The following is an 18879-nucleotide window of genomic DNA, read 5'->3' as shown; positions in this document are numbered from 1 at the left end:
TCCTCCTTCAAAGATCGATGCCATCGTTCGGATCGAGGGAGGCCTGCCGGGCGAGGCCTCCCATCTGGCGGCGCAGAGCCTGACGCTGCCGGGCGCTGTCCTCGTCCATCTCGTCGAGCATCATGGCGAACTCGCTTTCCGGCGCCGGGTCGATCCTGTCATGGACGATTTCGACATGCTCGGGCAGCTCCGGCTCGCGGCGGAGGCTGGAATTGGCCTTGTCCTCAGCCTTCTTTCCGCCCTGCCCCGCGGTCGGTGCCGATGGATCGGGTTGCCGCGGCTGAAGCGCCGACCAGCCATCCGGGCGCGTCGAGACGGCGACCTTGCCCGGATCGGGTGGCGGCAGGATGCGTTCGACGAGGCGGCGGTCCTGATAGTAGCGCGCCTTCTTCGCCCGGACCGGCGGGCTGCCGGCGACCATGACGATCTCGTCGTCGGGCGGCAGCTGCATGATCTCGCCCGGGGTCAGGAGCTGGCGGGCGGTCTCCGAGCGCGAGACCATGATATGGCCGAGCCAGGGCGCGAGCCGACTGCCGGCATAGTTCTGCATCGCCTTCATTTCGGTCGCCGTGCCGAGGGCGTCGGAGACCCGCTTGGCGGTGCGTTCATCATTCGTCGCGAAGCTCACCCGCACATGGCAGTTGTCGAGGATCGAGTTGTTCTGCCCATAGGCCTTCTCGATCTGGTTCAGCGACTGGGCGATCAGGAAGGACTTGATGCCATAGCCCGCCATGAAGGCCAGTGCGCTTTCGAAGAAGTCCAGCCTCCCGAGGGCGGGAAACTCGTCGAGCATCATCAGCACGCGATGGCGGCGGTCCTTGGCATGGAGATCCTCGGTCAGGCGGCGACCGATCTGGTTCAGGACGAGCCGGATCAGCGGCTTGGTTCGGGAGATGTCGGAGGGCGGCACCACAAGATAGAGCGTCGAGGGTTTCGGGTCGGCGATCAGATCGGCGATGCGCCAGTTGCAGCGCGAGGTGACGGCGGCGACCACCGGATCGCGGTAGAGGCCGAGAAAGGACATCGCCGTCGACAGAACGCCCGAACGTTCGTTGTCGCTCTTGTTCAAGAGTTCCCGCGCGGTCGAGGCCACCACAGGATGCGGCCCGGCCTCACCCAGATGCGACGTGGTCATCATCGCGTGCAATGTCGCCTCGATCGGGCGGCGCGGGTCGGAGAGGAAGGCGGCCGCGCCAGCGAGGGTCTTGTCCGGCTCGGCATAGAGCACATGCAGGATCGCGCCGACGAGGAGCGAATGGGAGGTCTTCTCCCAGTGATTGCGTTTTTCCAGCGAACCTTCGGGATCGACCAGCACGTCCGCGACGTTCTGCACATCCCGCACCTCCCACTCGCCGCGACGGACTTCGAGCAGCGGATTGTAGGCGGCGGAAGCGGCATTGGTGGCGTCGAACAGCAGGACGCGGCCATGTTTCGAGCGGAAGCCAGCGGTCAGCTGCCAGTTCTCGCCCTTGATGTCGTGGACGATCGCCGAGCCGGGCCAGGTCAGCAACGAAGGCACGACGAGCCCGACGCCCTTTCCAGATCGGGTCGGCGCAAAGCACAGCACATGCTCCGGCCCGTCATGGCGCAGGTAGTCGCGATCAAGCTTGCCGAGGATCACTCCGTCGGGGCCGAGCAGCCCGGCACACTCGATCTCCGCCCGTTCAGCCCAGCGGGCCGAACCGTAGGTGTCGATGTCGGTCGCCTCCCGGGCGCGCATCACCGAGAGCGTGATGGCGATGATGATGGCAAGGAAGCCGCCCGAGGCGGCGATCAGCCCGCCCTCGTAGAATATCCGCGGCGCATAGGCCTCGTAGAAATACCACCACCAGAAGAGCGCGGGCGGATAGTAGATCGGCCAGCCGAAGAGGTCGAACCAGGGCGGGCCGAGCTGGGACTGGAAGCCGAAGCGCCAGGCCACCCATTGCGTGCCGGTCCAGGTGGTCATCAGCACGATCAGGAAGACGATGGTGATCTGGCCCCAGAGGATTTTCGTGGCGGTCATGATGGAATCCTTTCGTCAGAGGCCGAGGTCGCGCTTGCGGCTGAGCGACCAGTCGATGCCGCCGCCCGTTCGGACGGCGCCGGCAACATGCTCGCCGAGCTTGCTGTCGATCTCGCGTGACCAGGGTACGAGCCGGAAGCCCAACCCGCCGTCAGGGCCAAGTCCCTCGATCATCGCGAAGCGGCCGGAGGAGAGCGCAAGCTGGCGGCGGCAAGTGCCGGCGACATAGTCCCCGGCCTGGGCTTTCAGATGCGGAAGGCCGGTCTCGGCCGAGAGCTGTTCACCCGCCGCATCCAGTTCGCGACGCCGGAGCGTCGCCAGCAGATTGCGCTGGAAGACGAGGCGCTGGCCCTGGCGACTGGCGAGGCCCTCGTCGGCAAGATGTTCGGCACGCGCATCCATCGCCGCGCGGACCTCCCGCCCGAAACCACCCATGGCGAGCGGCATCGGGTCGCGCTCGACCAGACGATGGTCGAGCCAGGTCGCACCCGGCGCGGCGATCTGGCTCTGAAGGTCGAGGTCGGAACGGTTGGCGAGGACCAGCGTCGGGCGGGCCTCCTCCGGTTCCCCGAAGCGGCGGACCTCGACGATGCCGCCGATCGGTGGCGCATGGTCAAAGGCCTCGATGCCGCGTAGCCGCACGTGATGGGCGCGCCCGTCGGTGCCGTCGATCACCGCATAGGCTTCGCCGGTCAATTCGTCATGGAGGCCCCGGTCGACCAGCCGGCCGATGAGGGGCGGCCGGTCGCGGGCGGCATCGATCACGAAGTCGGAGAAGCCGCGATCCTGCCCACGCTCGGTGAAGGCGCGGTGCATGGTCTTGATGATGTCGCCACGCATCCCGAGATCGCGCAGGGTCCGTTCCGCGCCCGGCCCGACCATCCACTCGCCCGGCCCGCCCTCGGCGGCGAGACCCATCTTCTCAAGATGCTGGAGCCGGCCGATCATCAGCCGGCGAAGCTCCGGGTCCGCCAGCCCCTTCGCCTGCGGGCGCAGGTCGATCATGCCAAGATCATCGGCCTGATACTGGATCTCGCGGTCGAGCCGGGTCCAGCGCTCCACCGTCACCTCGCGCTGGAGCGCGGCGCGGATTTCATGCTCCTGCTTCGGCCCAAGCTCGATGGAGACCAGGTCATCCGCCCGCGAGCGCAATCCGCTGCCGATATAGTCGCGCGAGATCACAAGGTCGGCGCCGGCCTGATCCACGCCGCGCACCAGCAGGTGGACATGCGGATTGTCGGTGTTCCAGTGATCCACCGCCACCCAGTCCAGCCGCGTGCCAAGATCGGCCTCCATCTGGCGGACGAGATCGCGGGTGAAACCCGGCAGATCGGCCATGTCGCCGGCGTCCTCGGGCGAGATGATGAAGCGGAAATGGTGCCGGTCATCCGCGCAACGGCTCGCGAAGCCGAGGTCGTCGGCGCGATCGTTCCCGGCGTCGAACATCACGCCCTTCTCTCCGTCCCGGCTGACGCCTTCGCGCTTCAGATACGAGAGATGTTTCGCCATTGGCGCGGTGCGAAACGCCTTGCCTTTGTGCCGGGCGATCCGCGCCTTGACCACGACGCGGCGGTTGGGACTGAACAAGCGCGATCGGCTGAACTTTCCCTGGCCGCGGCCGAAGCTCGAACGCCCCCAGGCGATCGATTGGCTGGCGGTGGTGTGCCCGGATTTCGTCGAGGGCGGAACATGTCCCGCTTTCTGGGCGGCACGCAGCACCTGGTTGACGAAGCTCTTCGTGCGCGGCGCGCGGGTCGAACGCGGCTTGCCAGGGCGGATGCGGAATTCGTGTTCGAACTCGCTCACCGCAACGCTCCTGAAAGGCCTGACGGGGCGCATCCCACGCGGGACCATTGAATTTGTTGCGAAAAACTGCGCTCTTTGCGCACGACCGACCCGCCTGCGCACGAAAAGCCGAGCCTCGTCAGAGGCTTGCGGCGTTCGTGGCAGGCGCTTTTATCTCGCCCTCCTTCTGTCGCGAGCACCGCCGCGACCCGTCCTTCCCGCCTTCCTTTCCCGCTTGCCGCTGCGCCACGACATCCTGCGATCCTGGTCATGGCGCGTCCTCGGGCCGGGATCGCGCGACGAGCAACTCCCCGGAAGGCGCGAGAGCATGCGGATGCGCCGGGACTGCCGGTGCCGCTACGGTGCTGTCCGCACCGCGTTCGGGATGACTGTCCGGCCCTGTCGCCGTGCCATCGAAACGCGCGACGAACAGCGATGCTTCGCGCCAATCGGCGGGTGGCAATGCGGCGGCGAGAGCGCCGGATAGCAGCGGATCACCGCCGAGAAGCGGAGCGAGCGTGGCGACATAGGCACGGGTTTCCGCGGGTAGTTCGCGCGTCCCGGCAAGGTATTCGTCATAGCCAAGGTATTCGTCATAGCGCGCGGGACCGGCATTGTAGGCGGCCAGCATCGCACCGATGTTGCCGTAGCGGTCGAACATCTCGCGCAGATAGGCGGCACCGGCGAGGATGTTGTCGCGCGGCTCGAACGGATCCTCGCCGAGCCTATGCTGGATACGCAGCTCCGCCCAAGTTTCGGGCATGATCTGCATCAGACCCATTGCGCCCGCCGAAGACACGGCGGTGCGGTTGCCACCGCTTTCGACCTGCAGGACGGCGCGGATCCAGGGCTCGGGAATGCCGAAGCGCAGCGCGGCTTCCGCCACATGCGCGGCGGCGGGATCGGACACCGGCGATACCGCAAGTCGCACGTCCTGAGCCAGCACAGCGACGGTCGGCGTGACGGCAAAGCCTAGGCCGGAAAGGAGAAAGGAAGCGAGGCGCCGGGCGGCGCGAGACCGCCCGGACGCAGATGCAGGATATCGCCGGGGGCAGTGCAGCCGCATCATCCCTCCTTCCCGTCGCGCTTCGGCTGGCGGTTCCAGTGCAGCGACCAGGAGGCCGGATCGGCACCGTTCTGGAACAGATTGGCGCGGATCGGATGCGGCAGCGCCGGATCGTCGATCAGTACCGAGAGGTATTCGCCGGCTTTCTCGCCAGTGCGCTTCCAGGCCGCGCCGACTTCCGGCGCGGCATCATCGTCGCCGAGATGCAACCGATAGTCGGGGGCATTCTCGGCGTCCGACGGCTCGATGGGCACGAAGTTGACGCCGACATCGAGCACGAAGGTCTGGATGCGGCCGCTGAAGCCGGTCTCGCTGCGGGTGAACTCGCCAATCTGGGGCATGGGTCTGGTCCTTTCTTGCGCGGTGAGGATGACGGCCGCTGCGCGCGGCGCGGGCCGAAGGCTGGGCGCTCACCGCATCTGCGCCCACCATTCGAAGCGCCTGTCGCCGTCACGATCAGTCCAGATCGGCGACAGACGGGCAGTGATGGAGGTGATCGGAAGCGGCCCGAAGTAACGACCGTCGAGGCTGTCCGGGGCGTCCCAGTTCATCAGGAAAAGCTCGCGCGCAGCGATCCCCCGGCAGCCCTGCCATCGGGGCAGATCGCGGCCGAGCCGGTCGCGCGCCTGCGCCTCGCCCCAGGCGCGGCCATGCGCGAGGATCGTCGTGCCGGACCGGCACACCTCGGTGCCGGGCAGTGCGAGCACGCGCTTGATCAGCGGCACGCCGCGCGGCAGATATCCGCGTTCGGCGAGGAAGATGGCGAGGTCGTCGGGCGGCGTGACCGCGACGAGATCGCCGACTTCAAGTGAGGTGATCGGGGTGGCGGCGTAGAGTCCAACCGGGGCGCTGGCGGAGGCGTTCCAGACCAGTCGCGGCGCATGGCTCGTGACGTCAGGAGCCGCGATCAGCAAGGCACCCGCGAGCATGACGGCGAGTGTGAGACGGCGCCGGGTCATGACAGGATGCTCCGCCGCGCGATCCAGGCGCGATGCTGGTCGCGGCCATAGGCGCGCGGCTCAGCGCCTGCACTCAGCCGGTTGTGGACGTGCCGCCAGTAGTCCGGCGCTACCTCTGCCGGCTCGATGCCGAGCGCTTCGATGGCATCGACGCGGTGAAGCACGCGCTCGACCACCGGCCAGCCGTTGAGCTTGAGCAGCAGTTCACCGCCTGGCCGGACGACGGGATGCGTCTGGACGGCTCGGCTCGCCCGATGGCACGCAGGATGTCGATGCGCGAGAGGACCGTGCCGTAGTCGTTCGAGGCCCAGCGAACGAGGGCAAAGATGCTGCCCGGCGCGAAGCCGACCAGGCGGCTGTGACGGTCGAGGATAGCGAATACGAGGCAAGGGTGGCGAAGAAGCCGGGCGCGGACGGAGGGGGAATTCAGGGGGGATCGAATTTCCCCAGGGCGTAAGGCCGCCTCACGGCTTGCGTCGGAAGCGGAGAAGCTTGCGGTAGCCGCCGGCAATCATCGCCGCGCCGTCGCCGAGGAGGTCGCGGACGGCATCACGCAGCGAGAATGTCGGCCAATGCTCGGCGGCAACGCGCCCCTTGCCAAAGAGGATTTCGGCGATCTCCCGCTGACCCGCGCCTTCCTGTCGACTGTCGACCGCCTGCAGCATCCGCTTCAGGCGTCGGCGTTGCTGGTGAGTGACTCGCTGGTCCGCGGGAATCCTGTAGCCGTTGAGATGGCGCAGAAGCCGGTCGAGTGCCATGAGGCGGTCGAGGCCATCGTGGTCGAGCGGGACGCAGACCGCGAGCGGGGCGTCGGGATGAAGCCGGGCATCGGCGACCAGATGGACGCCGGCTCCCATGTCGCGCAGGAGGACATGCATGTCTTCCGGCCCGAGGCGCATCTCGCCGCCGAGAAAGGCGCGCAATGTCGTAACCCCTTCGGTGGGCAAAGGAATTCCACTCACCAGCCGCAGGACGGCAGTATCAGCATTCTCTGACCAGAGCACCGCCTGATCGCGCGCGGAGAGGCGTGGCCGGGCCGCGAAATCGAAGCCCCCAGCGGTCCTTCATCCGATCGGGGAGCGGTTGCTCGAGGCTGCCTTGCCGGTGCAGTTCGGCATAGTCCTGCTGGTAATCGTGGTTTCGGCGAAGACATTCCCAGGCCAGATGATCCACAGGAGCACGGTCGACGAAGTCATAAGAGGATTGGGCGCGCCAGCGCGACGTATCGGGCCTCATGGCTTATTCTCCGGCACAACTGGGATACACACGTTAAGCGCGAATGACTTTGAGATGATTCTCGCAAAGGGGTAACCCCTCGCCGCCGCAACGCGCCTTGCCCTGCCGGCAACGCGATGCGCTACGATGGATCGGCGCGACGCAGGATCTTGTAGCCGTGCTCGCTCATCCAATGCGCGCGGGCGAGATGCGTGTCGTGCATCCGGCGCGCCCGCTCGGGTTCCAGAACAGGATTGACCCCGAACAAGATTTCGACCGCCTCCCGCCAGTCCGCCCCATCGGCTTCCGCATCCAGGAGGCGGAGGTAGAGCTTGAGATGCGCACGGTCGTAGTCCGTCAGCGTGTCGCCGGACGGGGCGTCGTCGCGGAAACGGGGGGCGGTCATACCTTGTCTCCCTGCGGCCTGCCTCTTCCGGGCAGGCGCACCGCACCATATCGCAAACTCGTGATCGGTAAATGACGATAAACCGAATTGTTCCAGCGCGCGCCTTTTGCGACAGACCGGAATTGCGGACTAGCGATTTGTCCGGCGCGAGACATCCAGCATCACCCCGATATGCGAGCCGGAGTCGATGAAGGCGATACCGGCGTCCTCCAGCGCCCTGCGGACATTGTCGGCTGTGGTCTCGAAGACGCGCAGATCATTGACGGACTCCAGCCGCTTCAGCGCGGTGAGCGAAACCCTGGCCTTGTCGGCGAGCATTTCCTGGGTCCAGCCCAGCAATGCACGCGCAGCCCGCGTCTGATGAGAAGTGATCATGCATGATCACCTCCCCCAGTTCAGGATTCACTCGCTACAACTACGGCTATTATAGATGGGGTATTCGGGTTCCGCAGAAGCCCATGCCGTCAATCTCGTGAAGGCGCCAATAACTTCAATTATGCGCGCTTCGGGGAAGGCAATATCTCCACAGCAGAATGGCTAATCCCAGATTTGCAACAGCCACTGCTGCTATCGCCGTTAATGTCCCGTCGCTTCCCCAAACCGAAAGCAAGACCGCCCCGATCGTAGGGGCCATGGCCTGCGCGATCAGCGAAGGCCGCGCCAGCCTTCCCATCACCGGCGCGTAGCGATCCGCCCCGAACAGGGCCAGCGGCAGCGCGCCCCTGGCAATCGAGAAGATGCCGTTTCCGGCCGCATAGAGGAAGATGGCGGCCCCGACGAGCGGCAGCCCGAGGGCCAGCATGACCAGACCCACGGCAGACAGGCCCGCTGCTGCGGCCAGCGTCCAGATCGGGTGATGCCGCCCGCCGCTCGCCATTTCGACCAGCCGTGCCGTCACTTGGGCTGGGCCGATCAAGGCTCCCAGGGCGACAGCTTCGGCCAGGGACAGGCCACGGCCTTGCAGCATGGTCAGCAGATGGACGGAAACGATGGTGACGGTGAGACCGGCAAGCACCATGATCGCCATCATGGTCAGGAAGGCCCGCCGCTCCGGGCCGGAATGCGGGATCGCGCCACGCCGATCTTCGGGGGTGGGAGCTGCGCGGCCGTTGCCCGGCAGGACGAACAGGATCAGCGGCAGGCATATCCCGAGCTGGATTGCCGCATAGGCGACGCAGGACCAGCGCCAGCCCAGATGCTCGATGAACAGCGCCGACAGCGGCCAGCAGACCGTGCTGGCGAAGCCGCCCCAGAGGGTCAGCGTGGTGATCGCGGATCGGGCCTCGCGCCCGTAGATGCCCCCAAGCGTGGCGAAAGCCGCGTCATAGAGACCCGCCCCCATCCCGATCCCGAGGACGATCCATCCGGCGATGAACACCGGCAGCACCGGCGCGGTGGCGAGGATCAGCAGCCCCGCCGCCAGCAGGAGGGCGGAAAGCGCCAGCACGGGCTTGCCGCCATGGTGCCGGATCGCCTCGCCCACACGCGGCGAGGCCATACCGGCGACGAACAGGCCGAGGGAGAGGCCGCCGACGATCCACGACAGCGACCAGCCCGTATCGGCGGCGATGGGGGAAGCGAACACCGCCAGCAGGTAGTAGGAGCTGCCCCAGGCGAAAATCTGGACGATCCCCAGGGCCGAGATTACCGGCCAGCGCCGGGCGTCCGGCATACCCGTGGCTGTCATCCTGCCTTCGCCATATCCGCCGCCTCGCGGGCCTTCACGTCCTCTGGAAACCATCGGGCACCCAGCCGCAAGGCGACATGCACCAGCAGGATCAGCGCAGGCACCTCGACCAGCGGCCCGATCACCGCCGCGAAGGCGACCGGGGAGGCCAGGCCGAAGGCGGCGATGGCGACGGCAATCGCCAGCTCGAAATTGTTGCCCGCCGCCGTGAAGGCGATGGCGGTGGTGCGGGGATAGTCGGCCTCGATCAGCCGTCCCATAGCAAAGCTGACGAGGAACTGGATGACGAAGTAGAGCGCCAGCGGCACCGCGATCCGCAGGGCGTCCGCCGGCAGGCGCACCACGTCGCCGCCCTTCAGGCTGAACATGGCGACGATGGTGAACAGCAGCGCCGCCAGCGTGATCGGGCCGATGCGAGGCAGGAAGGCGGTCTCATACCAGCCCTCGCCCTTGCGCGCGATCAGGATGCGCCGGGTGAGGAACCCGGCTGCAAAGGGGATGCCGAGATAGATCAGCACCGCTTCGGTGATGGTCCAGAAACTCACGTCGATCACGCTGCCTTCCAGCCCGAACAGCGGCGGCAGGACCGAGAGGAAAAACCACGCATAGGTGGAGAAGAACAGGATCTGGAACACCGAGTTGAAGGCGACCAGCGCCGCGACATACTGGCCGTCGCCTCGTGCGAGCTGGTTCCAGACCAGCACCATGGCGATGCAGCGCGCCAGCCCGATCAGGATCAGGCCGGTCATGTATTCCGGGTGATCGCGCAGGAAGATCACCGCCAGCGCGAACATCAGCACCGGCCCGATGATCCAGTTCTGCACCAGCGACAGCACCAGCACCCGCCTGTCGGAGAACACGCGCGGCAGTTCCTCGTATCGGACTTTCGCAAGCGGCGGATACATCATCAGGATCAGGCCGATGGCGATGGGAATGTTGGTGGTGCCGACCGAGAGCGCATCGAGCGCGACCGGCAGGCCGGGAAAGATCGAGCCAAGCGCGATACCAAGCGCCATTGCGGCGAAGATCCACAGCGTCAGCCAGCGGTCGAGGAACGAGAGCCGCGAAGGCGGCGCGAGGGCGGTCATGGGCTGATCTCCGGTCAGGATGCTGCGGGCGTCACGCGGAGGCCGTCGGCCCCCACCACGGCTTCCCCGTCCTCTTTCGAGAACGCAGCCAGTTGCGGGGGCAGAAGGTCCAGCACCGCCTCGGACGGGCGGCAGAGCCGCACCCCCTTGGGGCTGACCACGATGGGCCGGTTGATGAGGACCGGGTGCGCCATCATCGCATCCAGAAGCTGATCCTCGCTCAGCGCCGGATCGACGAGGCCAAGCTCGGCATAGGGCGTTCCCTTCTCACGCAGCAGATCGCGGGCGGTCAGTCCCATGCGGGCAATGAGTTGCACCAGCAGTTCCCGGCCTGGCGGGCATTTCAGATACTCGATCACATGCGGCTCGACGCCAGCGTTGCGGATCAGGCCGAGGGTATTCCTGGACGTGCCGCAGTCGGGGTTGTGGTAGATCACGACATCCATGATCCGCCCTCACGCCACATCCGGCCGGGGCCGGGTCGCGCCCTCGGCCTGGCCGATCTCGCGGAGCTTGGTCGCAAGGCTCGACCGATCCAGCGAGGCCACCGGCAGCGAGGAAAAGGCCGCGATCCGCGCTTTCATGTAGCGCAGCGCATTGACGAAGGCCATTTTGCGCTCAAGCTCGGTGCCGGTCGCAGCGGCGGGGTCTTCGATCCCCCAATGCGCCGTCATCGGCTGGCCCGGCCAGAACGGGCAGACCTCCCCGGCCGCGTTGTCGCAAACGGTGAACACGAAATCCATCACCGGCGCGTCCGGGCGGGCGAACTCGTCCCAGCTCTTCGAGCGCAGGCCATCGGTCGGGTAGTGGAAGTTCTCCAGCACCTGCAAGGCGGTCGGATGGACTTCCGCCTTCGGATGGCTTCCGGCCGAGAAGGCCCGGAAGCGCCCGCCGCCGTCCTGGCGCAAGACGCTTTCGGCGACGATCGACCGCGCCGAGTTGCCGGTGCAAAGGAACAGCACGTTGAACACGCGCGAGGATTGCTCGGACATGGCGATCACCCGCAGCAGGGTTGGGCGCCGGACGGGGCCGGGCAGCTGTTCTGCTCCTGAAGCCAGCGGTCGCGGGGCTTGCAGCTTGCTGGGCGCGGCGAGAGCGCTACGCGGACCTGCCCGCCCTCGATCCGGGGCAGCGCGGCCCGGTGAAGCTGCATCGGCTGCACCCCGTCGCTGACCTCGAAGGTCAGCTTCGCGCCGCGATCCAGACCGACGTGCTCGATCACCTTGCCGATGATCTTCATGAACTTGCCCGCAGGCATATGGGCGCGGTCCTCGTTCACGTCCCAGAGCTGGATGAAGATCTCGGTCCAGCTTTCCGGGTTCGCGCCGCAGTCCAGCGCCTCGAAGCGGCCCGCCTTGACTTCGGTGACGTGGTAGCCGGGCTTCACGTCCTGGCCGTCATAGCTGAACACCAGTGGCAGATCGGCTGCGCCGTCCAGCGCCGCCAGCAGCTCACCGATGGTAATGTCTTCCGGGTCGACCGCGCCGGTCAGCGCGCCGAGGTTGCCTTGGATGGTCATCTGCGATACCTTTTGATTCGACACTTTTAGGATTGTAGAAATATGGAAGAGCGTCAAGCCCTCGCTGCCTTCGGGGCTCTGTCACAGGAAACCCGCCTGCGCATCCTGCGGCTGCTGGTCGTTGCCGGTCCCGAAGGACTGGCCGCCGGGGTAATCGCGGACCAGGCGGGAGTGAGCGCCTCAAACGTGAGCTTCCACGTCAAGGAACTGGAACGCGCAGGACTGGTGAACGCCCGCCGGGAAAGCCGGTCGATCCTCTACAGCGTCGATTTCGAGGCGCTGAACGGTCTGGTGCGGTTTCTGATGGAAGACTGCTGCGCCGGGCAAATCGGACGTTGTGTCGAGACCGACACGTCGATTTGCCAAAGTTCCTGCGCGTAGCGCTCTCGTCATCGGCGGGACGACTAAATTGGCCGTAGTTTACAAAGGACGCCAGAGATTGGCTAAGAGAAGTACCGGTCCTTGATTCTGGAGGGTTCGGTATGCCTGAAGATCACTTCATCGGCCTGGACGTCTCGGCTCGGAGCGTCAACCTCTGCGCGGTAAACGGGGACGGCAAGGTCGTCCATGAAGCCAAGCTCTCGTCAAATCCAGACGACATCGTGCGTCACATCCTGGCGTTGCCATTTTCTGTCGTCCGCATCGGCCTGGAAGCCGGTATGCTGTCGCAACACATCTACAGCGGACTCGTCGAGGCAGACCTTGCAGCGGTCTGCGTTGAAACCCGCCACATGAAGGCGGCGCTGGCGGCGCAGTTGAACAAGACCGATCGGCATGATGCGCGAGGGATCGCACAGATGATGCGGGTTGGCTTGTTCAAACCCGTCCACGTCAAGACGGCGACCAGCCGCCGCCTGCGAGCCGTCCTCGCCGCCCGTCAGTTGCTGCGGAACAAGTTGCAGGATGTCGAGAACGAAATCCGGGGAGTGATCCGCGATTTCGGCTATGAGATCGGCAGGGTCACGAAGAGGGACTTCGAGTCGCGCGTTCGCGAACTGACCGAGAACACCATATTGCATGGGGTTTCGGATGCCCTGCTCCTGGCGAGACGCGGGTTGTGGGAACAGTTTCTTCGCCTCGATGACCTGCTTGTTCGCCTAGCGCGGGAAGATGAGCTGACACGGCGTTTCATGACGGTGCCCGGCGTCGGCCCGATGGTCGCATTGACCTTCCGTGCCACCGTGGACGTTCCTTCGCGTTTCATCCGGTCCAGGACGGTTGGTGCCCATTTCGGCCTGACGCCCCGCAAGCACCAATCCGGCGATGTCGACCGAACAGGCCGGATCTCCCGATGGGGCGACGCCATGATGCGCAGCCTGCTTTACGAGGCTGCGCAGGTCCTGCTGGCAAGAGTAAAGCGGTGGTCAGCACTGAAGGCCTGGGCCATGCAGGTGGCCCGGCGGCGCGGCCGCAAGAAGGCTGTCGTTGCGCTTGCGCGGAAGATCGCGGTGATCCTGCATCGCATGTGGATTGATGGAACAGAATTCGACTGGGGTGAACGGCGGCAGCCTGCCTCCCCATGACACGAGTTCGGCCAGGGGATTCCTGACCGAAGCACCTCCCCGCGAGGGGACGGGGGACGGCGAGTGCGCAAATACGACTTGACCGCTGCAGACTACCGCTGCGATGTCGCATTATAGATTGTTCCGTCGGCTCCTCTGATCCCATCCTGTGGCGGCCATGTGCCGACCTCGAAGAGAAGCGTGATCCTCGCGGGAGTGCTCTTCAGTCTTGGTCATCTGGTTTGACAAGTTCGACGTGACTGACCTCGAGCGCCTGCGCGATCTCGTAGAGCGTGATGACAGTCGGGTTGCGTCGCCCGCGTTCCAGGCTGCTGAGATACTGCTGACTGAGGCCAGAGCGCACTTCCAGTTCCTCCTGCGTCAGGCCTCTCTCCCGACGCAGGCGGGCAAGATTCCGGCCGACCAGTTTGCGCATGTCCATGCGCGGGAAGATCGCGATTTACATACTTTAAGTTTATCAACTATAATATGTATCAACGCTGCGGCGCCGAGTTCGCGGTCGCGCATGTGACGCGATCCGAATAGAGAAGTCGTATTGCCGCAGTAAATCGAGCCAAAATCGGTGCGTGGGCACCTTCCGGCCTCATCACATCGCTTTCCCGATTCGCCCCACACCTCGCCTTCCGTTCGCGGCAATGGACTTTGGTGGACCACAAGTCGTGGAAGATGGGAGAGGACGATGGGTTTGGGAAGGTAGTTTGAAGGAAGGGGCGTGCCCCCCTCCTTCATGGGGAGAGTTTGAGAGGGGTGGCGTGCCCCCCTTTCGTAAGGATTTCTGCCTGGTCGATCCGGCCGGAAATCCTGCGCCGCCGGGGGCGATCCGGTGCGAGCATGGGAAAACCCGGCGGCTTCAGCCGCCGGGTTTCCGGGCCTCCCGATCAGAGCGGGATGTCGTCGTCGTCGATGAACTTCCCGTGATCGGTCTCGGTCGCCTTGGCCCGGCTCAGGAAGTCCACCTGTTCGGCGATGATCTCGCAGCCGTAGCGGTCGCCCCCGGCGGCGTCGGTCCACTTGTGTAGTGGATGCGGCCGCGCACCATGACCTTCATGCCCTTGCCACAATGCTGCTGGACCGTCTTGCCGAGGCCGTTGAAGCAGGTGATGCGGTGCCATTCGGTGTCCTGCACCCGGTAGCCCTTCTCGTCGCGCAGGACCTGGCCGTCCGAGTAGCGGGCGCGCGAGGTGGCGAGGGTGAAGTGGGTGATCTTGGTGCCGCCCTGGGTGCTGCCGGTCTCGGGATCCTGGCCGATGTTGCCGGCGAGAAGGACGATGTTCTGCATTTTCAAGTCTCCGTTGCTTCGAGCCGGAGGGACCGTCCCTCCGACGAGCCCCGGAAAAAGGCCGTCTGGAGACACCCGCACTGCCGCCCCTTCGGCGGCAGCCTGCCCCCCAAGACCCGGGGTGGTGCGGGCAGGCGCGGCACGCGCCAACACGGCCCGGAGCCGCGGGGGTTGCTGGTGGAAACGGCACGGACTTAGGGGTTCGCCAAGGATGAGGGATGGTCTTTCCGCCGAAAGCCCGGCGGAGACGGATGCAGGGCATCATCCTTGTCGGCAACATCGGGTTGGACCCGTCGCATGCCACTTCGGGAGGCCGATCACCCTGCCCTTCACCCGACCATCCAAAGCGCCCGCCCGGGACAGGCCGGGATGCGCAAGAGAGGCAACCGCATGCAGGATGTTGAATTGCACTGCCACCTGCTGCCCGGCCGAGGAGGTCCAGTCTTGCGGCAAGGGCGTGAAGGTGCAGGTCCGCGCGCGCTGACAACGGAACCTGACCGGCGTCGGCGGGATCGCTATCGGCCCTTCCCGAGATTTGCCGAACATGAACTTCCCGCCGGGCCACGAGCCAGAAAGGGACGGGCATCGCCTGTCGACCTGCCCGCCCTGCTCGGGGCCCCGAAGACACCAAAGCGCAGCCGCCGGGTCGATCCGGTGGTGCGATGCGCCCTCTTGGGATCGCCCGCAGGTGTCACCCGCCTTTGAAGCGACATGATCGATCAAGTGGCCTGACCCAATCAGCGCCCAATGTGCTTTCAATGAACCATCGTTGACTCGACGAACCGAGATCGCCATATTGAATCATGCCGGAGGATTGCCAGATGCCCAGAGCCGCCACAGAGAACACCAGCCGCTTCCCGATGCAGATCCCGCCCGCCGAGAAGGCCCGGCTCATGCGGGCCGCGGCGCTGGAGCGGACGAGCCTGAAGGATTTCGTGCTGCGCAATGCGCTCATCGCGGCGGAAGCGGTGATCGAGAAGTCCGAGCGCCTGACGCTGGACGAGGAGCAGACCCGCTTCATGATGGACCTTCTCGACAATCCTCCGTCGCCGAACGCGCGCCTCGTGGCCGCGGCCAGGGCGCTGTCGTTCCGTAAATGACCTTCGGCGCTTGGCGGGAAGAACCCGTCTCGAAGGCGCATGACCGCAAGGGGTTCGATTGCGGTCAGACCGACCTGAACGATTTTCTCGCGCGCCATGCCCGGCAGGCGCATGAGAGCGGCGCGGCCAAGACCTATGTCGCCGTCGATCAGGCCGACGGGGTGACGGTCCGGGGCTTCTACACGCTCAGCCCGGCCCAGGTCGAATTCAGCCTGGTGCCGGCAACCGCCCGCCCAGCTGGCGCGGGCCGCCATCCGATCGGCGGCTTCCGGCTGGCGCGACTGGCGGTCAGCACAAACTGTCAGGGACATGGCCTCGGCGGCCAGCTTCTGATCCTGGCAGCGCAACGCTGCATCCAGGTCTCGGCACAGGTGGGCGGCACGATGCTCCTGATCGACGCGAAGGATCAGCGCGCGGCCGACTGGTATAAATCCTATGGCGCGCTCGAACTGCCGAATGCGCCATTGTCGCTGGTCCTGCCCTATGGCGTCTTCACCGAAGCGCTGAGGCTGGCCGGAAAGCCGGGCACCTGAAGACCGGCTGGCCCCCGGGGGCCCAAGCCTACCGGGCAGGAGCGGCACTGCCGACGGGGTTCAGATTGGTCATGGCCGCGACCCCGACGACCAGCCCGCCAACGCCACTGAGAAGCGTCAGCCCAAGGCCGGGATCGAGTGCGTTCTTCGTGACGCCATGGATCAGCGCGTAGCCCGCGATGGCTGCCGGAACGGCGAAGAGGCTGAGCGCCGCGATCCGGAGCCAGGGGTTCCGCGAAAAGCCGATCACAGCCATGACGAAGCCGACCGACAGCAGCACGGCGGCGATGGCGCCCAGTCCCGCCAGCACGATTCCCGCGCTGGCCGCATGGATCCCCTGGAAGACCGTCAGGCCGACCATGACGGGAAGAGCGTAGATCGCCAGATGCCAGGCGATGATGCAAAGGGTGATCGTGCCGGAAATGGCGAGCAGGATAAGCGTCATGGGAGCCTCCGCGGTCCGGATTGGGGGGATCACGACAGGCCGATCAGGGATACGCGCCGCCTGCGACTGAGCTGTTTCGCCGGTTCTTCCTAGGGTTGAAAAGAGCCCGAAAGGGCGATTGCGTCAAGGCATCGGGCATCCCTTGGGAGGGGATGCGCAGCATTCCGCTGCGCAGTTCGATGCCTGTCGTCCTGGCTGAAGAGCAGAAAGGTGGCGCTTACGCACCACCCCTGCCCCGACGATCGAAGACCCGCAGGCCGAGCTTCCTTGCCTTGTCGGCAAGGTTGTCCTGGATCCCGGTGCCCGGGAAGACGATGACGCCGAGCGGCATGGTGTCGAGGATCGCGTCGTTGCGCTTGAACGGTGCGGCCTTGGCGTGCTTCGTCCAGTCCGGCGCGAAGCCGACCTGCGGCACCTTGCGGTGATCGGCCCAGCGGGAGGCGATGAACTCGGCACCCCGCGGCGATTTGCCGTGCAGGAGCACCATGTCCGGATACTTGGCCCGCACCTTGTCGAGCAGGTCCCAGATCTGCCGGTGATCGTTGAAGTCGAGACCGCCGGTCAGGACGATCTTCGGACCGGCGGGCAGCGCCGGGCGCGGGTCCAGGCCTCCTCGCTGCTGTAGTGCATGTTCGACCAGATGGCCTGAAGCCGAGGGAAGAGTCGCATCAGCACATTTCTGATCCGCTTCCTGTCCTGCGATAGCACGCTGCCGATTAGTCGCTCCTCCAACTCCTTCGCCAGATCCTGGGTCTGGCGGTCGCTGCCGCTGGTACCGACGAGGCGGTGTTTTGATGTCCGCACTGCGCGGTAAACGGCAGGCCGGAAGAGCCGCAGCGCCTCAAGCACTGCGAAATCGCCAGGGTGGACCTCGCCCCTCACCGCACCCCAAGTGATAGTGAGCGAGTTGGCGAGCCGCACCGCATCTCGCGGCGTCCTCAGTTCCGGATAGATGCTCTCGAAGAACAGGTTCATGAGGTGCGTGTCGTCGCTGTCGAGCCAGCTCTCACCATCATCCTTCAGGAACAGCGGCTCGATCTGTTCGAGGAACAACTTCTGAAGGTGCATGGGGGCAGGCTCAGGCAAGTCGAACCCGGCCTGCACAATCTTCTCGAGGTAGTGCGCGCCTTCGGACGGATAGCGGTTGGCCACCACTTTCTCGGTCACCTCCCGGTCATAGGACAAGAGGTAGGCCACGTTCGGTAGTCGGTCCACCGACTTGATTAGCCGCAGTACCACCAGCGCTTCGTCGGGGGTAAGTCGATCAAGGTCATCGACGACGAAAAGGAAACACTTGTCCTGATCCCTCAAGGCATCCGCCACATGGCGCTGGAGCGCCTCCGTGTTCGTGTCCGTACGGATGTAGTTGGCGAGAGTAGAGGACACGGCGTTCACCGCTCCCTCCGCGACTGATCCCGCCACAAGACCTGCCGCAGCCCCCAGGAGCTGGCCGGCGCCAGCAATGTGCCCACCGAGCTTGGCCAAGGCGTCCTTGGCTTTCTCGCCCTTGGGTAGCTCCTTACTCAGCGTCGCGTAGAGCTCTTGAAAAAAGCCTATCGCGAGCGCGTCCTCAGTCCGGTATCACCATGCTTGGATTGATACGACGACGGGCGCGCTGGGATCCTGTGCGAGGTGGTGGCGAACGAGGTTGATGACACTGCTCTTGCCCGAGCCCCAAGGACCATGGATCGCTACCACACTACCCAATGGGCGCTTGAGCGCGAGGATGCAGCGAGCGATGGAATGAGCGAACGGGTCAAATCCAAAGCGGTCCTGCTCGGGATTTTCGATTGGGGCGTCGTTGAAGTCGGGCATAATTCGGCTCGAAGCGGTCAGGGTGTGGTTGGTGCGCGAAACTCAGTGAGTGCGAACGGCAAATTTGTCGGCGTCGATACCATCATGACCGGGGTTTCGCTGCGCCACCAGTCGAACGGCTGCTTCAGACAAGCGACCACGCAGCATGGGTAGGCCTCGACTGACCATTATGGGCCGCGCTTTCGAAAGGTGTGTGGTTCAGCCCAAGGGATCGTTTAGTCGTCATTGGCTTGGGGAGTCGTCGCTAAGACTCTGGCCGAGGTAGAGCCCGTCACATGCCGCAGCTGGGGGATCAGCGGGCCGGCGCCGCGAAGATGGGGCATGCGCCAGACGAGCTTACCCGACCTGCTTTTCATATGGTGCCCCCTGACCCAATGGGTTCTTCGAGGCATGCCTTCACGCCCATCAGCAGACATGTCGTCCTTCATGGCCTCGACCTGGCCGCGCCCCGCCT

Annotated in this window: 21 protein-coding genes and 4 pseudogenes; 5 read left to right on the top strand and 20 right to left on the bottom strand. The window is 65.4% G+C overall.

What is annotated here, in order from left to right; genetic code table 11:
• Positions 1–7: 7 nt before the first annotated feature.
• The 15 genes and pseudogenes from G5B31_RS19885 to G5B31_RS19820 form a co-directional block, all read right to left on the bottom strand.
• Positions 8–2005 (bottom strand): conjugal transfer protein TraG, encoded by a 1998-nt coding sequence (locus tag G5B31_RS19885; RefSeq protein ID WP_165019942.1) that lies wholly within the window; start codon positions 2003–2005, stop codon positions 8–10.
• Positions 2006–2020: 15 nt separating this feature from the next.
• On the bottom strand, positions 2021–3811 hold the full coding sequence (locus G5B31_RS19880; RefSeq protein WP_165019941.1) for a VirD2 family relaxase/mobilization nuclease: 1791 nt from the start codon (positions 3809–3811) through the stop codon (positions 2021–2023).
• A 247-nt stretch (positions 3812–4058) separates the two neighbouring features.
• The gene (locus G5B31_RS19875; RefSeq protein ID WP_205912033.1) at positions 4059–4856 is read right to left on the bottom strand and encodes a lytic transglycosylase domain-containing protein; all 798 of its coding nucleotides are present in this window, start codon (positions 4854–4856) and stop codon (positions 4059–4061) included.
• Positions 4856–5197, bottom strand: coding sequence for a DUF736 domain-containing protein (locus tag G5B31_RS19870; RefSeq protein ID WP_165019939.1), 342 nt, complete (start codon positions 5195–5197; stop codon positions 4856–4858). Before G5B31_RS19870 ends, G5B31_RS19875 begins: the two co-directional genes overlap by 1 nt.
• A 69-nt stretch (positions 5198–5266) precedes the next feature.
• Positions 5267–5815, bottom strand: coding sequence for a S26 family signal peptidase (locus G5B31_RS19865; RefSeq protein ID WP_165019938.1), 549 nt, complete (start codon positions 5813–5815; stop codon positions 5267–5269).
• Positions 5812–6188, bottom strand: a pseudogene (locus G5B31_RS19860) (DUF2840 domain-containing protein); the annotation flags it as partial. The pseudogene G5B31_RS19860 and the gene G5B31_RS19865, both read right to left, overlap by 4 nt.
• A 91-nt stretch (positions 6189–6279) precedes the next feature.
• Positions 6280–6738, bottom strand: a complete 459-nt coding sequence (locus tag G5B31_RS19855; RefSeq protein WP_240904510.1) for a DUF2285 domain-containing protein — start codon at positions 6736–6738, stop codon at positions 6280–6282.
• 58 nt (positions 6739–6796) lie between these two features.
• Positions 6797–7051, bottom strand: a complete 255-nt coding sequence (locus G5B31_RS21540) for a transcriptional regulator domain-containing protein (RefSeq protein WP_394352149.1) — start codon at positions 7049–7051, stop codon at positions 6797–6799.
• Positions 7052–7172: 121 nt separating this feature from the next.
• Positions 7173–7436, bottom strand: coding sequence for a DNA -binding domain-containing protein (locus G5B31_RS19850; RefSeq protein WP_165019937.1), 264 nt, complete (start codon positions 7434–7436; stop codon positions 7173–7175).
• Positions 7437–7565: 129 nt separating this feature from the next.
• Positions 7566–7811: a helix-turn-helix transcriptional regulator gene (locus G5B31_RS19845; protein WP_165019936.1), complete on the bottom strand. Its 246-nt coding sequence runs from the start codon at positions 7809–7811 to the stop codon at positions 7566–7568.
• Between the two features lie 115 nt (positions 7812–7926).
• Entirely contained in the window at positions 7927–9123 is a 1197-nt protein-coding gene (locus G5B31_RS19840; RefSeq protein WP_240904509.1) for an MFS transporter, read from the bottom strand.
• Positions 9120–10211, bottom strand: coding sequence for an ACR3 family arsenite efflux transporter (gene arsB, locus G5B31_RS19835; protein WP_165019935.1), 1092 nt, complete (start codon positions 10209–10211; stop codon positions 9120–9122). The genes G5B31_RS19840 and arsB overlap by 4 nt, the downstream gene beginning before the upstream one ends.
• Before the next feature lie 14 nt (positions 10212–10225).
• A complete protein-coding gene (arsC, locus tag G5B31_RS19830; RefSeq protein WP_149766923.1) occupies positions 10226–10657 on the bottom strand; it encodes an arsenate reductase (glutaredoxin) in 432 nt (143 codons plus the stop codon).
• A gap of 9 nt (positions 10658–10666) precedes the next feature.
• On the bottom strand, positions 10667–11203 hold the full coding sequence (locus G5B31_RS19825) for an arsenate reductase ArsC (RefSeq protein ID WP_205912032.1): 537 nt from the start codon (positions 11201–11203) through the stop codon (positions 10667–10669).
• Positions 11204–11208: 5 nt separating this feature from the next.
• Positions 11209–11730 (bottom strand): DUF6428 family protein, encoded by a 522-nt coding sequence (locus G5B31_RS19820; protein ID WP_165019934.1) that lies wholly within the window; start codon positions 11728–11730, stop codon positions 11209–11211.
• A 42-nt stretch (positions 11731–11772) separates the two neighbouring features.
• On the opposite strand from G5B31_RS19820, the gene G5B31_RS19815 reads away from it, so the two are divergent.
• Together G5B31_RS19815 and G5B31_RS19810 are read left to right on the top strand one after the other, a co-directional pair.
• Positions 11773–12111, top strand: a complete 339-nt coding sequence (locus tag G5B31_RS19815) for a helix-turn-helix transcriptional regulator (protein ID WP_149766925.1) — start codon at positions 11773–11775, stop codon at positions 12109–12111.
• Positions 12112–12212: 101 nt separating this feature from the next.
• Positions 12213–13253: an IS110 family transposase gene (locus G5B31_RS19810; protein WP_165019933.1), complete on the top strand. Its 1041-nt coding sequence runs from the start codon at positions 12213–12215 to the stop codon at positions 13251–13253.
• Between the two features lie 202 nt (positions 13254–13455).
• Here the strand turns inward: G5B31_RS19810 and G5B31_RS19805 are convergent, their stop codons facing one another.
• Entirely contained in the window at positions 13456–13668 is a 213-nt protein-coding gene (locus tag G5B31_RS19805) for a helix-turn-helix domain-containing protein (protein ID WP_240904508.1), read from the bottom strand.
• A 463-nt stretch (positions 13669–14131) separates the two neighbouring features.
• Positions 14132–14532: pseudogene (locus G5B31_RS19800) on the bottom strand (single-stranded DNA-binding protein).
• An 821-nt stretch (positions 14533–15353) separates the two neighbouring features.
• Here G5B31_RS19800 and G5B31_RS19795 point away from each other — a divergent pair.
• On the top strand, positions 15354–15632 hold the full coding sequence (locus G5B31_RS19795; RefSeq protein ID WP_165019932.1) for a DUF1778 domain-containing protein: 279 nt from the start codon (positions 15354–15356) through the stop codon (positions 15630–15632).
• Positions 15629–16165, top strand: a complete 537-nt coding sequence (locus tag G5B31_RS19790; RefSeq protein WP_165019931.1) for a GNAT family N-acetyltransferase — start codon at positions 15629–15631, stop codon at positions 16163–16165. Before G5B31_RS19795 ends, G5B31_RS19790 begins: the two co-directional genes overlap by 4 nt.
• 28 nt (positions 16166–16193) lie before the next feature.
• Here the strand turns inward: G5B31_RS19790 and G5B31_RS19785 are convergent, their stop codons facing one another.
• The 3 genes and pseudogenes from G5B31_RS19785 to G5B31_RS19775 form a co-directional block, all read right to left on the bottom strand.
• Positions 16194–16610: a hypothetical protein gene (locus G5B31_RS19785; protein ID WP_165019930.1), complete on the bottom strand. Its 417-nt coding sequence runs from the start codon at positions 16608–16610 to the stop codon at positions 16194–16196.
• Positions 16611–16827: 217 nt separating this feature from the next.
• A pseudogene (locus tag G5B31_RS19780) lies at positions 16828–17199 on the bottom strand (DUF2493 domain-containing protein); the annotation flags it as partial.
• Positions 17172–18317: pseudogene (locus G5B31_RS19775) on the bottom strand (P-loop NTPase fold protein). The pseudogenes G5B31_RS19775 and G5B31_RS19780, both read right to left, overlap by 28 nt.
• On the opposite strand from G5B31_RS19775, the gene G5B31_RS21305 reads away from it, so the two are divergent.
• Positions 18294–18578, top strand: coding sequence for a hypothetical protein (locus G5B31_RS21305; protein WP_240904507.1), 285 nt, complete (start codon positions 18294–18296; stop codon positions 18576–18578). The pseudogene G5B31_RS19775 and the gene G5B31_RS21305 sit on opposite strands and share 24 nt — an antisense overlap.
• Positions 18579–18879: the final 301 nt, after the last annotated feature.

It is taken from the genome of Rhodobacter sp. SGA-6-6 (assembly GCF_011043545.1).
In the GTDB taxonomy this organism is placed as follows: Bacteria; Pseudomonadota; Alphaproteobacteria; order Rhodobacterales; family Rhodobacteraceae; genus Pseudogemmobacter.
Note: the sequence above shows the minus strand (reverse complement) of the source record. Positions and strands in the feature narration are given on the sequence as shown.

Coding starts and splice junctions, on each gene's coding strand:
- G5B31_RS19885 (WP_165019942.1), bottom strand. CDS start 2,005: ATGACCGCCACGAAAATCCTCTGGGGCCAGATCACCATCGTCTTCCTG.
- G5B31_RS19875 (WP_205912033.1), bottom strand. CDS start 4,856: ATGCGGCTGCACTGCCCCCGGCGATATCCTGCATCTGCGTCCGGGCGG.
- G5B31_RS19870 (WP_165019939.1), bottom strand. CDS start 5,197: ATGCCCCAGATTGGCGAGTTCACCCGCAGCGAGACCGGCTTCAGCGGC.
- G5B31_RS19865 (WP_165019938.1), bottom strand. CDS start 5,815: ATGACCCGGCGCCGTCTCACACTCGCCGTCATGCTCGCGGGTGCCTTG.
- G5B31_RS21540 (WP_394352149.1), bottom strand. CDS start 7,051: ATGAGGCCCGATACGTCGCGCTGGCGCGCCCAATCCTCTTATGACTTC.
- G5B31_RS19850 (WP_165019937.1), bottom strand. CDS start 7,436: ATGACCGCCCCCCGTTTCCGCGACGACGCCCCGTCCGGCGACACGCTG.
- G5B31_RS19845 (WP_165019936.1), bottom strand. CDS start 7,811: ATGATCACTTCTCATCAGACGCGGGCTGCGCGTGCATTGCTGGGCTGG.
- G5B31_RS19840 (WP_240904509.1), bottom strand. CDS start 9,123: ATGACAGCCACGGGTATGCCGGACGCCCGGCGCTGGCCGGTAATCTCG.
- arsB (WP_165019935.1), bottom strand. CDS start 10,211: ATGACCGCCCTCGCGCCGCCTTCGCGGCTCTCGTTCCTCGACCGCTGG.
- arsC (WP_149766923.1), bottom strand. CDS start 10,657: ATGGATGTCGTGATCTACCACAACCCCGACTGCGGCACGTCCAGGAAT.
- G5B31_RS19825 (WP_205912032.1), bottom strand. CDS start 11,203: ATGTCCGAGCAATCCTCGCGCGTGTTCAACGTGCTGTTCCTTTGCACC.
- G5B31_RS19820 (WP_165019934.1), bottom strand. CDS start 11,730: ATGACCATCCAAGGCAACCTCGGCGCGCTGACCGGCGCGGTCGACCCG.
- G5B31_RS19815 (WP_149766925.1), top strand. CDS start 11,773: ATGGAAGAGCGTCAAGCCCTCGCTGCCTTCGGGGCTCTGTCACAGGAA.
- G5B31_RS19810 (WP_165019933.1), top strand. CDS start 12,213: ATGCCTGAAGATCACTTCATCGGCCTGGACGTCTCGGCTCGGAGCGTC.
- G5B31_RS19805 (WP_240904508.1), bottom strand. CDS start 13,668: ATGCGCAAACTGGTCGGCCGGAATCTTGCCCGCCTGCGTCGGGAGAGA.
- G5B31_RS19795 (WP_165019932.1), top strand. CDS start 15,354: ATGCCCAGAGCCGCCACAGAGAACACCAGCCGCTTCCCGATGCAGATC.
- G5B31_RS19790 (WP_165019931.1), top strand. CDS start 15,629: ATGACCTTCGGCGCTTGGCGGGAAGAACCCGTCTCGAAGGCGCATGAC.
- G5B31_RS19785 (WP_165019930.1), bottom strand. CDS start 16,610: ATGACGCTTATCCTGCTCGCCATTTCCGGCACGATCACCCTTTGCATC.
- G5B31_RS21305 (WP_240904507.1), top strand. CDS start 18,294: ATGGATCGCTACCACACTACCCAATGGGCGCTTGAGCGCGAGGATGCA.